Raw genomic sequence first — 12543 nt, 5'->3', positions numbered from 1 at the left:
ACCGGCCGGTACCGACGCCGGGCGCCGGTACGCCACTATTTCTGCTTTGCCGCCCGCGCCGCCTGCTGTTCGACCAGGGTCAAGGCCACGTTGTCGCGCAGGTAGGCCGGCTCCACCCGCTCCGGCGCCACCGCCTCGCCCCGCTCGAACGCCGGCACGGCCAGCGTCAGCAGGTCCGAGGCGCGCGGCAGGGCCTGGGCATCCACGCCATCCAGCTGGGCCGCCAGGCGCGTGGCCAGCAGGCCATCGGCGGCACCGAAGCCGGTACCCACACCGAACCAGCGGGTGCCATCGGGCAGCACCACCGCATCGGGCGCGCACACCACTTCCTCGCCCTGCAGCTGCCAGCGGCCATCCACCCGCACCTGCCGGGCCACGTACACCTCGCCCATGCGCGCGTCGATGCTGGCCACTACCTGGTCGGCATCGGCCGGCGCACGCAGCGCCAGCGTCTGCAGCGTTGAAATCGGCACCAGCGGGCGGTCCAGCGCCAGCGCGATGCCCTGCGCGATCGCGATCGCCAGGCGCACCCCCGTGAAGGCGCCCGGGCCGCGGCTGAGCGCGATGGCGTCCAGCTGCGAGCGGGCCACGCCGGCCTCGGCCAGCAGCGCCTCGGCCCACGGCAGGCTCAGTTCGGCATGGCGGCGCGGGGCGATCTCGAAGCGCTCCAGCACCTGCCCATCCACATGCAGGGCGACGGAGCAGGCTTCGGTGGCGGTTTCAAAGGCAAGCAGTTTCATGGCGGTCAGAACAGGGAAGTAGGGAAATCGTCGGCGGCGGGCGGCGGCGCACTGGCGGGCACGGACACGGCGGGCGCACTGGCCGCCTCGACAGGCCATTGTGGCGCAAAGAAGGCGCGTACATCGTCCAGCGCGCGGGTGCGGCGGAACGGCGGCAGCGAATCCAGGAAGATCCGGCCGTAGCCGCGGCTGAGCAGCCGCGGATCGCACAGCACCAGCACGCCGCGATCGGTCTCGCTGCGGATCAACCGGCCCACGCCCTGCTTGAGCGCGATCACCGCCTGCGGCAGCTGTTCATCGCGGAACGGGTTGCCACCGTCGCGGCGGATCGCGTCCAGGCGCGCCTCGAACACCGGATCGTCCGGGGCGGCAAAGGGCAGTTTGTCGATCACCACCACGCTCAGCGCATCGCCGACCACGTCCACGCCTTCACGGAAGCTGGCCGAGCCGAGCAGCACGCCATTGCCCGACTCGCGGAAGCGCTGCAGCAGCGTGGCGCGCGGCGCCTCGCCCTGTACGAACAACGGCCAGGGCGCATCGCGCAGGGCTTCGGCCGCTTCGCGCAGCGCGCGGTGCGAGGCGAACAGCAGGAACGCACGCCCGTCGGACGCCGCCAGCACCGGGGTCAAGGTGCGGATCAGGGCGGTGCCGAAGCCCCGCGCGGCCGGATCGGGCAGATCGGTGGGCAGGTAACACAGCGCCTGCCGCGCCCAGTCGAATGGGCTGGCCTGCAGCAGCGTCACCGGGTCATCCAGGCCGAGCCGCTGCGCGATGTGATCGAAATGACCGTCCACGGTCAGCGTGGCCGAGGTGAACACCCAGGCCGCCATCGAGCGCTGCCGATGCTCGCGCAGCGGCCCGGACACGTCCATCGGGGTGCGCTGGCAACGGAAGCCGCGCGGGGTCAGTTCGTACCAGAGCACCTCGGCCGCAGCCGGCGCCTGCTCAGGGTCCACGTCGAAATCCAGCAGCGGCGCATCGTCGCCCAGCCACCGCGACAGCCGCGACACCGCCTCCTGCGCGCGCGCATGGCAGGCATCCAGGCCAGGCGACGCCTCGCGCACGCCGGCCAGGCCATCGCGCAGCGTCACCAGCGCGGTCATCGCCGCGTCGAACCCGTCGCGCACCTGCGGCACCGCCAGCGCACGCCATTGCGTGCCGCGCGGCGGCAGGCCATCCATCGCGACGCGCAGATCGCGCAGCACCTGCTCCAGTGCGGCGGCAGGCGCGTGCAGCGCGGCCTGCGCGCCGGCCACACTGCGGCTTTCGGCCAGGCAGTCGCGCGCCAGTTCCTGCCAGGGGCGCATGCCGAAGCCTTCGCCGAAGAAGTTGGCGGCCAACTCCGGCAACTGGTGCGCCTCGTCGATCACGAAGGCCTGCGCGCCCGGCAGGATTTCGCCGAAGCCTTCCTGTTTCAACGCGAGGTCGGCCAGCAGCAGGTGGTGGTTGACCACCACCACGTCGGCCGCCTGTGCACGCTGGCGGGCCTGCACCACGAAGCAGTCGTCCCAGAACGGGCACTCGGTGCCGAGGCAGTTGTCCACGGTGGACGTCACCATCGGGTACAGCGGCGAGTCTTCCGGCAGGGCGTCCAGTTCGGCCATGTCGCCAAAGCGCGTGCGCCCCGACCAGGCCAGGATGCGCTGGAACTGCGCCACCTGTTCCGGCGAGGAGAAGCGGGGTTCGCCACGCGCCTGCTGCAGGCGGTAGCGGCACAGGTAGTTGGCGCGGCCCTTGAGCAGCGCACTGCTGTGCCCCACGCCGAGTGCGGCGCGCACACGGGGCAGATCGCGGTGGTACAGCTGGTCCTGCAGCGCGCGGGTGCCGGTGGAGATGATGGTCTTCAACCCGGACAGCAGTGCCGGCACCAGGTACGCGTAGGTCTTGCCGGTACCGGTGCCGGCCTCGGCCAGCAGCACGTCGCGCTGATCGAAGGCCTCGGCGATGGCCGCGGTCAGGCGCAGCTGCGCCGGGCGCGGCACGAAGGCATCGAGTTGGCTGGCAAGCGCACCGCCCTCGCTGAGGGCGTCGCCGCTGGCAGTGGCAAGGCGGGACATCGCCCCATGATAAGCCCGACCGCCACCGCGCGCCGGATCGCCCTTGTAGAGCGAGGCTCTGCCCCGCTGTTTTACGTCACATGCTGCCGGGTAGTAGAGCGGGGCTCTGCCCCGCTGTTTTACGTCACATGCTGCCGGGCAGAGCCCGGCACTACGGGATTGATTGCTCAATACCGCTTGATGCCCGGCACGGTGCAGCCGTCCAGCTGTGCGTGCGCCGACACGGCGTTTTCCTTTTCGCCGCGGGCCAGGCGCGCCTGTTCGATGGTGGCCCAGTGGCGACGGCACAGCGGCCCGGTCTTCGAACCGAGGTCCACGGCCTTGCGCGACAGCGATTCGGCGCGCGCCCAGTCGCCCTGCAGCAGCGCGATCTCGGCCCGCTCCTGCAGCACGGCCGGATCGCCGTCGACGATCAGCAGGGCCTGGTTGAGCGCCTCGGCTGCGCCGGCCAGATCGTTGGCCTGGCGGCGTGCCTGGGCATGCGCGCGCAGATCGTCGACCTGGGCATCGCGCAGCGGCTGCACCGCCACTTCGGTGTCGTCATTGCCGGCGGCGGCCTCCACGGCGGCCAGACGCTGGGCCGGGCTGACCGTGGCAACCACCGGCGGCTTCACCGGCGGCGTGCTGCTGACACAGGCGGCAAGGGACAGGCTGACCGCGACCAGCGCGATCGGACGAAGCAGGAACACCGAAGACATGGCAGGACTCAACGCGCAGGAGGGGTAGCCGCCGGCGCGCTCTGCGCCGGTTCGGGGGCAGCATCCTGCTTGCGTTCCATTCCGAACCAGCTGCGCCAACCGCCGCCCTGGGCTTCACCGTCCCCCTGCCCGTCACCCTCACCCTCCGGCAGCACGGCCGGGGGCGCACAGGGCGCATAGGCGGGGGCATAGCCCACGACGAACGGGAAGCGACGGGCTCCCGGACAGGTTTCATCGGTACTGGCGGTGCCGCTTGCTTCCACGTACTGCCAATCCAGTCCTTTGTTGCTGACCCGCAGCGGCGAACTCGGCAGGCGGGTGAAGATGCCCGACCAGACCCGCATGGCGCCGCTGGCGCCGAACAGGCCGGTCTGTTCGTTCTGGTCGTTGCCGATCCACACCACCGCCAGGTGGTCGCCGGTGTAGCCGGCATACCAGCTGTCGCGGCCGTCGTTGGACGTACCGGTCTTGCCGGCGGGCTGCAGGCGGGCCAGGCCATCGGCGTTCAGGCGCTGTGCGGTGCCGCTGGACACCACCTGCTGCAGACCGATGCTGATCAGGTTGGCGGCAATCGAGTCGCCTTCCTGCGCCGGCGCGGGGGATTTGTCGTAGCGCTTGAGCAGCTTGCCCTGCGGATCGAGCACGCCGCGCACGGCATGCAGCGGCTGGATCTCACCGCCGGATGCCAGGAACTGGTACAGCTGCGCCATCGCATACGGGCTCTGGTCGGTCGCGCCCAGGATCACCGCCGGATTCGGCTCGGCCTTGATCCCGGCCAGCACATGGATCAGCTGGGTCAGCCGCTGCGGCTCGACCGCCATGCCGATCCGCACCGTGGCCTGGTTGTAGGAGTGCGCCAGCGCATCGATCATCCGCACCGTGCCGTGGCTGCGGTTGTCGGCATTGCCGGGCGTCCAGCGCTTGCCGCGGCTGAGCTGCACGGTCACCGGCGAATCGTCGACCCAGCTGGCCAGCGAATAGCGGTCAGGTTGCGCCAGCGCCAGCAGGTAGACGAACGGCTTGAGCAGCGAACCGACCTGTCGCTGCGCTTCGATCGCGCGGTTGAAACCTGGCTCGGACACGTCGCGGCTGCCGACCACCGCCAGCACGTCGCCGTTGTGCACGTCGGTCAGCACCAGCCCGGCCTGCAGCTCGGGGCGGCGCTTGGTCTCCAGCGACTTCAGCGTGCGCGTCACCGCGCCTTCGGAGTACGCCTGCGCCGAGGGCGACATGCCGGTCATCACGCTCAGGCCTGCGCCCTGCAGCGCGGCCTCCGGGTAGTCGTGGCCCAGCTGGCGACGCACCAGATCCACGTAGGCCGGGAACCGGTTGGCGGCGATCAGGCCGGGATTCTTCGGCACGCCCAGCGGTGCCTTCAGCGCACGCTGGTACTCGGCATCGTCGATCAGCCGGCTCTCATGCAGCTTGCCCAGCACGAAGTTGCGCCGGTCCAGCGCACGCTCCGGGTTGCGCCGCGGGTCGTAGTAGGACGGCCCCTTGACCAGACCGATCAGCAGCGCGATGTGCTCGGTGTTGAGCGAGGCAAGGTCGCGCCCGAACCAGAACTCCGCCCCCGAGGACATGCCGTGGATGGCCTGGCTGCCGCGCTGCCCGAGGTACACCTGGTTGAGATAGGCCTCCAGGATGGTGCGCTTGTCGTAGCGCGCCTCCATGATCAGCGCGTACAGCACTTCATTGAACTTGCGGGTGACGGTCTGTTCCTTGCCGATCCCGAGCAGACCGCTGCGGGCCAGCTGCTGGGTCAGCGTGGACGCGCCCTGGCGGCTCTGTCCGCCGGAGCGCACCGTCACCCAGATCGCCCGCGCGATGCCGCTAAGGTCGATGCCGTGGTGGCGGTTGAAGTCCTTGTCCTCGACCGCCTGCAGGCCGGTAACCAGCAGTTCGGGGGTCTCTTCGATCCGGACCAGGCGCCGTTCTTCCTGCTTCTGGCCGTAGAGGGTGGCGATGCGCGCCGGGTCCAGCCGTGCCGCCTTCACCGCCTTGCGGCTGTCGGCATCGCGCAGCGAGGCGACCTGGCCGCCGGACAGGCTGAGCTCGACCCGGCGCGGGGCCACGGGGCCGTCCACGTCGTTGTAGCCGCGGCTGGAAATGACGAAGCGGCCGCCTTCCTGGGAATAGGTGGCGACCGGCTTGCCGGTGCCGTCCTCCCGGTAGGCCGAGGCGGCCAGTTCGGTCTTCAGCGTCTGCGCGTCCATCGCCACGCCCGGCGCCAGCACCAGCGGGCGCGCATAGACGCGGGTGGGTATCTGCCAGCGCAGCTCGCCAAACCGCTGGGTGACCTGTTGGTTCAGGTACACCGTATAGGGAATCAGGAAGCCCAGAGCGAGCGCGAACGCGGCCATGCCCCAGGTGATCAGGCGACGACGCCACTGCGGCCAGCGGCTTTCGGTGTCGTCGTCGAACTCGTCGATATCGTCGGAATCGTAGCGTCGGGGCACGGGGCATTGCGCAACAGGAGGATCGCGGCAGTCTAACGCAGGGCGACAGCCGTTGCGGCGCCTGCCTGTGCGGCGTTCAGGCGGCTACGCAGGCGGCATGGGACCGCTGCGCCCGCGCACGCCATCCCACAGTCCGCGCAACATGAACCGCAGGCGAACCAGACGGGGCGCGATGAACACCCCGTTGCTGAGCAGCTTGAGGATAAGCCGTGGCAGATCCTGGCCCACCCAGACCCGGGAGGTGTGCGGACGCCCGTACAGCAGCACCCGGTTGCGCATGATGTAGTACAGGCGGAACGGCTTGTGCACGATGACGCCATCGCGCTTGATGCGGGAAGGCCTCAGCTGTTCGCCAATGCTGTGCTGCATCTGCGCATCGCAGATGCCATACAGGCCCAGGCCCGCCGCCGTAGCGCGGAAACACCAGTCCATGTCGATGTTGTCGATGAACAGCGACTCATCCATCGGACCCACACGGTCCAGCGATGCCAGCGGAATCAGCGAACCGGAGGTGATCAGGAAATCGCAGGGCACGTACTGGCCCGGGCCACCATAGAACTTGTGGTTGATCGGGAAGCCGAGGCGGATGAACGGCGCAAGGTCGCCACTGCGCGAATCGCGGAACTGGGGGCCAACCGCCGCCACCGGCCCCTGCTGCCGCAATGCGGCCAGCGCGGTGGCCAAGGTCTCCACCATGCCGGCTTCAAGCACGCTGTCCTGGTCCATCAGCATTACGTGCCCCACGCCGATCCGGCGCGCCTGTTCGCAGGCGCGGTTGAGCGCTGCGCCGAGGCCAACGTTGACCGGCGAGGCGATCACACTGACCCCCTCCCCGGCGAGTGTGTGCAGCCGGACGGCCACATCTGCCGCCGGGCTGCCGTTGTCGAACACCACCACGTGCCCGACCTGGCCACGCACGGCCTCGACCACGCGCGCCAGCAGATCCAGATCGGGCGCGTAGGTCACGATCACCGCGCAGATGTCGGCGGCGGCCACGGCCTGGCGGGGGGGCGCGGCCTGGGAAATCGTCATATCGGTCACTTCACATCCAGAAGATCGATGGCCAGCGAGCGCAGGCCATTGGAATAGCGCGTGTAGCGCCCGCTACGGTACTCGCCCCAGACGTGCCGCAGGCGTGTCCAGAACGCGTCGGGCAGCGAGGCGCGCGCGCGGGCGTGCAGAAGCCGCTGCTGCACCATCGCCTGGCGTTCCACCGACAGCGCCAGGCCATCGGCAATGCGCGCCGACAACGCCTCCATCTGCGCGAGTCGCTTGGCCAGGTACGCCCGGCGCGTCGCGCCGTCACGCACCACGCGGTCCCGCACGCCACGCCGTCGTGCGCCGACCTGGTTGCCGCCGTGCTGGCGGTAATCCACCAGCGGCGGCTCCAGGCAGTCCAGTCCATCGCCGGCAGCCGCGACCAGCGCCAACCACTCGTCATGGATCCAGCCGGGCGCGACCGGCAACGCTACGTCGACCAAGCCACGGCGCAGCGCGGCGGTGGCCCCGGTCACGACGTTGCGCCCGAGCAGCACCTCGAATGCCTCGCCGCGATGCTCGCGCGCGATCTCATCGACGCCCACCTCCAGTACCTCGAACAGACGCGCACCAAGCGGCTCGCCCTGCCCGTCGACCAGCCGGGCATCGCCGTGCAGCATCGTCAACGCAGGGCGGCGCTCGAACGCGGCCGTGAACACGGCCACCTTGTCCGGATGCCATACATCGTCCTGGTCGCACAGAAACACGACATCCCCCCGGCAGTGGCGCAGGGCGTACTCGAAGTTGCGCACGTAGCCCTGGTTGGTGGCATGCCGATGGAGGTCGACCTGGATGCCGAGCGCGCGCAGTGTCTCCGCCTCCTGCTGCAGGCATGACCAGGTCGCATCGCTGGAACAGTCGTCGCAAATGACCACCTGGTCAGGACGCCGGTGCTGGGCACCGATACTGCGCAACTGCTCGGCAAGGAATGCTTCACCATTCCAGGTGCAGAGTGCGACGGACACCTGCAGGCCGCCGGGCGTGGTCACGCCACGCCCTGGACGGCAGTCGCGCGCCGCGCCGGCACGCTGCCGCGCGGAGCGTGGCAGGGAGGGCGGATGAAGACACAGGCATGCGTGGGCATTGCGGAGCTGGGCAGAAATGACAACGGCGGCACTATAGCCGACCCGGGTCGCAGGTGCGCCGTGGCTCAGCCGCCCTGCGCGCTGCGCAGGCGCTCGGCGAAGGCAGGCAGCTCGGGCAGGTCCGGCTGCCAGTGGCGCGCCTGGTCCAGTGCCTGCGCGGCGAAGTCGATATCGCCGGCGCCAAGCCGCTCGCTGCCGATCGCCAGCCAGCGCTGCGCGAGGCGTTGCCGGGCCTGCGACAGGCTCGCATCGCTGCGCGTCAGGGTCTGCCAGGCCTCCAGGCATGCGCCTGCGGCGACCACCCGGTTCTCGCGCAGACGGTCTTCGAAGCAGGTGCGGCTGGCCGGCAGCAGCCGCCCGGCGGCGGCGCGCACGCGCACATCCTGTGGCGCAAGCGCCTGGGCTTCGCGCAGCGCGTCGTAGGCGCTGCGGCCCGGCGGCGCGAGAAAGTCACCACGCGCCTCGGCCTCCTCGATGCGCCGCAGCAGCGCCATCAGGCTGCGCTCGCGCTGGGCCCGCGGAGCGGTCGGCGCCTGCAGCGCCCGCTGCGCCTGCCGGGCCTGCTGGATACCGCGGCGCGCATCGGCCAGGGTGCGCGCCGGCGCCCCCAGCGCCTGGGCCGAGGCGAGCACCTGCTCGGCCGCTTCAAAGCGGAAGTCACCGGCCAGGCGCGCGGCACGCTGCAGGTGGGCCTCGGCCACGCGCTGCAGGCCCTGGCGCGCGGCGGCATCGTCCGGCGCCGCCGCCAGTACCGCCTGGAACGCGGCGGCCGCAGTCTCCAGACGCTGGCGGCGCAGTGCAGCCTGGCCGTCGCGCAGGCGCCGCTCCAGCGCGATGTTCAGCGCTTCCTCGGTGGCCGGCAGGTCCACGTGGCCGGCATCGAAGCCCCGCGCACGGTGTACGGCCGCCGCTGCCGCAGCCACATCACCGCGCACGGCGTTTGACCGCGCCTGCTGCAGCAGATCCGACAGGGCGTCTTCGCGCCCCTCCAGCGCCTGCACCTGGGTGGGCACCAGGACCAGCACCTGCTGGTAGAGCGGCAGCGCACTGTCCGGACCGTCGTCCAGGTGCTGCGCCTGCAACGCGGCGGCGGCGCGCGCCAGCAGGCCGTCCACGCCGGCGCGCGCCACGCGCTGCTGGCGCAGCTGCTGGGCCAGCCCATCGACATCGCGCTGCGGCACCTGCAGCGTGCGCGCCAGCGCCAGCGCCGTCTCGGCGGCATCGATGTCGCCACGCGCCAGCGCACTGCGGGCCTGCTGCACCGCAGCCTGGCCCGTGCGTGCCAGTCCGGCCCGCGCTTCGCCGCGGTCGCTGTCCACCGCCTGTGCCGCCAGGTACCACTCGCGCGCGCCGGTACCATCGGCGGCGGTCAGGCGACCGGCCGCGAGCGCGCGGTCGCCCTGCTGCAGCAGGTGCTCGATCGGCGGGGCATCCCAGAACCAGTTGGCCAGTGGCCGGCGCAGCAGCACCAGTGCGATGAACAGCACCGCCGCCGCCAGCAGCGCCCAGCGCCAGATGCGGCGGGCGTGGCGTGCCTGCAACCACCACCAGCGTCCCTCGCGGCGGACACGCGTCAGCACCTCGTGCGCGCGGTCCTGCCTGTCAGCGTCACGGCTCATGCCGCGAGCCTAGCCGGCGTCACGTGAGGTCAGCCTAGACGCCGGGCTTCGCTGACGCCCGGCAGGGCATCCAGCTTGCCCAGCAGCGTGGACAGCTGCCCGTAATCGCTGACCTTCAGGCGCAGCCGCAGGTGCGCGCGACCGCTGTTGCGCACGTTGTCGCTGTGGATGTCCAGCACGTATGCGTCTTCCTGCGCGATGAGGTTGGTGATGTCCTTGAGCAGCCAGCGGCGGTCCACGGCCTCGACCACCACGTCCACTTCGTAGCCACCGCCGGCCTGGCCCCACTCCACCGGCAGGATGCGCTGCGGGCTGGCCGCCGACAGGCGCGCCAGTGCGGCGCAGTCGGTGCGGTGCACGGTGACGCCACGGCTGCGGGTGAGGTAGCCGACGATCGGCTCGCCGGCCACCGGCTGGCAGCACCGCGCCAGCTGTACCAGCAGGTTGCCCACGCCCTGCACGGTGAATTTGGACTTGCCCAGGCTGTCGCGGCGCGCGGTCGGGCGCGGCAATGCCGGTGCCGCCGGCTGGCTGGCGGCACGTTCGGCCTCCAGCAGCGCGCGGCTGACCTGGCTGGGGCCGGTATCGCCCAGCGCGACCTGGATGTAGAGATCGTCCACGCTGTCGGCATGGAATTTCTTCGCCGCCACGCCCAGGTCGGCATGCTGCAGACCGAGCCGCTTGAGTTCGCGGTCGAGCAGATCACGGCCGGCCTGTACGTTGCGCGCCCGGTCCAGCTTGTGGAACCAGCCACGGACCTTCTCGCGCGAGCGGTTGCTGGCCAGGAAGCCGTTGGAGGCCAGCAGCCAGTCGCGCCGCGGATCGGCCTCCTTGGAGGTGAGGATCTCGACCCGGTCGCCGCTGCGCAGGCGATAGGTCAGTGGCACGATGCGGCCATTGACCTTGGCGCCACGGCAGCGGTGCCCGACCATCGTGTGCACGTGGTAGGCAAAATCCAGCGGGGTGGCCCCCTGCGGCAGGTCCATCACCTCGCCCTTGGGGCTCAGCGCGTAGACCCGGTCCTCGGTCAGTTCGGCATCCAGCGCGCCGGCCAATTCGCCGGCCTGCCCGTCCTGGGAATGCTCCAGCAACTGCCGCATCCAGGTGATCTTGCGATCGAATGCCTTCTCCGCGCCCTTGCTGCCTTCCTTGTAGCGCCAGTGCGCGGCTACGCCGAGTTCGGCCTGGGCGTGCATGTCATGGGTGCGGATCTGCACTTCGATGGTGCGCCCTTCCGGGCCGACCACCGCCGTGTGCAGCGAGCGGTAGTCGTTGGCCTTGGGCCGTGCGATGTAATCGTCGAATTCGCTGGGTACCGGTGCCCACAGCGCATGCACCACGCCCAGCGCGGCGTAGCAGGCGGCCACGTCATCGACCATCAACCGCAGCGCACGGATGTCGTACAGCTGCTCGAAGGCCAGCCGCTTCTTCTGCATCTTCCGCCAGATGCTGTAGATGTGCTTCGGGCGGCCACTGACCTCGGCATGGATGCCCTGTGCAGCCAGTTCGCGCGCGAGCGCCTTCTTGACGCTTTCCACGTAGCGTTCGCGCGCCACGCGGGTTTCATCCACCTCGCGGGCGATGCGGCGGTAGGTCTCCGGCTCCAGATGGCGGAACGCGAGGTCTTCCAGTTCCCACTTCAACTGCCAGATGCCCAGGCGGTTGGCCAGCGGCGCGTGGATGTCGCGGGTGAGCTGGGCCAGCGCACGGCGCTGTTCGTCCGGCAGGCGGTCGGCAGCGCGCATGCGCGCCAGCTGCCGCGACAGCAGGATCGGCACCACGCGCAGATCCTGGATGATCGACAGCAGCAGCCGGCGCAGGCCCTCGCTGTTGCGCCCGGCCTCGCGCCCGGCGTGCAGCGCCCACACCTGGTCGGCCGCGTCCTGGCCCTCCAGCAGGCCGACCACGGCCGGCTTCAGCGTGCCCAGGGGCAGGCCGTCCAGTCCGGCGCGCAGTCCCGGCAGGTCGAACAGCAGTGCGGCCAGCAACGCGCTTTCATCGGCCGACAGCAGCGCCAGCGCGTCCAGCGTGTCGGCCAGCACCGTCCAGCTGCTGCGCATCTGCTGATCGGTATCGGGGGCCTGCCAGCGCGCGCGCAGCGCCTCGCACAGGGCCGGCGGCAGCGACGCCGCCGAGGGTCGGTTCAACAAGGCATCCAGGCCGGGGACAGAAGCGCGGTTCACAGCATCGTGCAGACAAGACAGAGGTAGCTACACTAGCGCCGCCCGTGCAAGGGAACAATCAAAACCGCTGCACCGGCCCACTGGCCCTACACTGCGTTCATCCCAAGGAGACCTGCCATGCGCTTTTCCCGTCTGCGGTTGTTGGCCGCTGTGGCCGTCCTGCTCAGCCTGTCGGCACCTGCCTGGGCACAGCGCGTGGTCGAAGGCGACCTGCAGCAGCAGATGACGCCCGACGAGTTCAAGGCCGCCGGCCTGGACAAGCTCAAACCCGCCGAACTGGCCGCGCTCAACAACTGGCTGCAGGGCAAGGTCGCCGCCGTCGCCGCCGATGTGCGCGAGCAGGTCCGCGAGCAGGTCAAGGAGCAGGCGCGCGAGGAAGGCCGCCAGGAAGTGATCGTCAAGAACCGCGGCTTCTTCGACTTCGGCAGCAGCGAGCCGATCATCAGCACCCTGGAAGGCGAGTTCCGTGGCTTCGGCAAGGGCCGCCGCTATGTGCTGGCCAATGCGCAGGAGTGGGAGCAGACCGACAGTGCCAGCCTGTCCGGCATCCGCGCGCAGTCGCCGCAGGTCACCATCACCCCCGGCGTGATGGGCGCCTGGTACCTGCAGGTGAAGGGTGCCAACACCCGCGCCAAGGTCCGTCGCGTCAAGTAACCGCGACCGC

General features: G+C 70.5%; 9 protein-coding genes. 1 reads left to right on the top strand and 8 read right to left on the bottom strand.

The window, feature by feature from the left end; all coding sequences use genetic code 11:
- Positions 1-35: 35 nt before the first annotated feature.
- From tsaB to ACO6VK_RS01135, 8 genes are all read right to left on the bottom strand, one after another.
- Positions 36-740 (bottom strand): tRNA (adenosine(37)-N6)-threonylcarbamoyltransferase complex dimerization subunit type 1 TsaB, encoded by a 705-nt coding sequence (gene tsaB, locus ACO6VK_RS01170; RefSeq protein ID WP_422505064.1) that lies wholly within the window; start codon positions 738-740, stop codon positions 36-38.
- Between the two features lie 5 nt (positions 741-745).
- Positions 746-2797 (bottom strand): ATP-dependent DNA helicase, encoded by a 2052-nt coding sequence (locus tag ACO6VK_RS01165; RefSeq protein ID WP_422505063.1) that lies wholly within the window; start codon positions 2795-2797, stop codon positions 746-748.
- A 167-nt stretch (positions 2798-2964) separates the two neighbouring features.
- Entirely contained in the window at positions 2965-3495 is a 531-nt protein-coding gene (locus tag ACO6VK_RS01160) for a hypothetical protein (protein ID WP_422505062.1), read from the bottom strand.
- Between the two features lie 8 nt (positions 3496-3503).
- Positions 3504-5954, bottom strand: a complete 2451-nt coding sequence (gene mrcB / locus ACO6VK_RS01155; protein ID WP_422505061.1) for a penicillin-binding protein 1B — start codon at positions 5952-5954, stop codon at positions 3504-3506.
- 84 nt (positions 5955-6038) lie between these two features.
- Complete coding sequence (locus ACO6VK_RS01150) at positions 6039-6986, bottom strand: glycosyltransferase family 2 protein (RefSeq protein WP_422505098.1); 948 nt, start codon at positions 6984-6986, stop codon at positions 6039-6041.
- Positions 6987-6991: 5 nt separating this feature from the next.
- Positions 6992-7981: a glycosyltransferase family 2 protein gene (locus ACO6VK_RS01145; protein WP_422505060.1), complete on the bottom strand. Its 990-nt coding sequence runs from the start codon at positions 7979-7981 to the stop codon at positions 6992-6994.
- Positions 7982-8142: 161 nt separating this feature from the next.
- A complete protein-coding gene (locus tag ACO6VK_RS01140) occupies positions 8143-9696 on the bottom strand; it encodes a hypothetical protein (protein WP_422505059.1) in 1554 nt (517 codons plus the stop codon).
- 29 nt (positions 9697-9725) lie between these two features.
- Positions 9726-11879 (bottom strand): RelA/SpoT family protein, encoded by a 2154-nt coding sequence (locus ACO6VK_RS01135; protein ID WP_422505058.1) that lies wholly within the window; start codon positions 11877-11879, stop codon positions 9726-9728.
- A 117-nt stretch (positions 11880-11996) separates the two neighbouring features.
- Between ACO6VK_RS01135 and ACO6VK_RS01130 the strand changes: the two genes are divergently transcribed.
- The gene (locus ACO6VK_RS01130; protein WP_422505057.1) at positions 11997-12533 is read left to right on the top strand and encodes a hypothetical protein; all 537 of its coding nucleotides are present in this window, start codon (positions 11997-11999) and stop codon (positions 12531-12533) included.
- Positions 12534-12543: the final 10 nt, after the last annotated feature.

The sequence above is a fragment of the Stenotrophomonas sp. GZD-301 genome (assembly GCF_049310345.1).
Classification (GTDB): domain Bacteria; phylum Pseudomonadota; class Gammaproteobacteria; order Xanthomonadales; family Xanthomonadaceae; genus Stenotrophomonas.
Note: the sequence above shows the minus strand (reverse complement) of the source record. Positions and strands in the feature narration are given on the sequence as shown.

What these genes read in the sequence shown, in the direction of transcription:
- ACO6VK_RS01165 (WP_422505063.1), bottom strand. Translation starts at nt 2,797, where the DNA reads ATGTCCCGCCTTGCCACTGCCAGCGGCGACGCCCTCAGCGAGGGCGGT.
- ACO6VK_RS01130 (WP_422505057.1), top strand. Translation starts at nt 11,997, where the DNA reads ATGCGCTTTTCCCGTCTGCGGTTGTTGGCCGCTGTGGCCGTCCTGCTC.
- ACO6VK_RS01150 (WP_422505098.1), bottom strand. Translation starts at nt 6,986, where the DNA reads ATGACGATTTCCCAGGCCGCGCCCCCCCGCCAGGCCGTGGCCGCCGCC.
- tsaB (WP_422505064.1), bottom strand. Translation starts at nt 740, where the DNA reads ATGAAACTGCTTGCCTTTGAAACCGCCACCGAAGCCTGCTCCGTCGCC.
- ACO6VK_RS01160 (WP_422505062.1), bottom strand. Translation starts at nt 3,495, where the DNA reads ATGTCTTCGGTGTTCCTGCTTCGTCCGATCGCGCTGGTCGCGGTCAGC.
- ACO6VK_RS01140 (WP_422505059.1), bottom strand. Translation starts at nt 9,696, where the DNA reads ATGAGCCGTGACGCTGACAGGCAGGACCGCGCGCACGAGGTGCTGACG.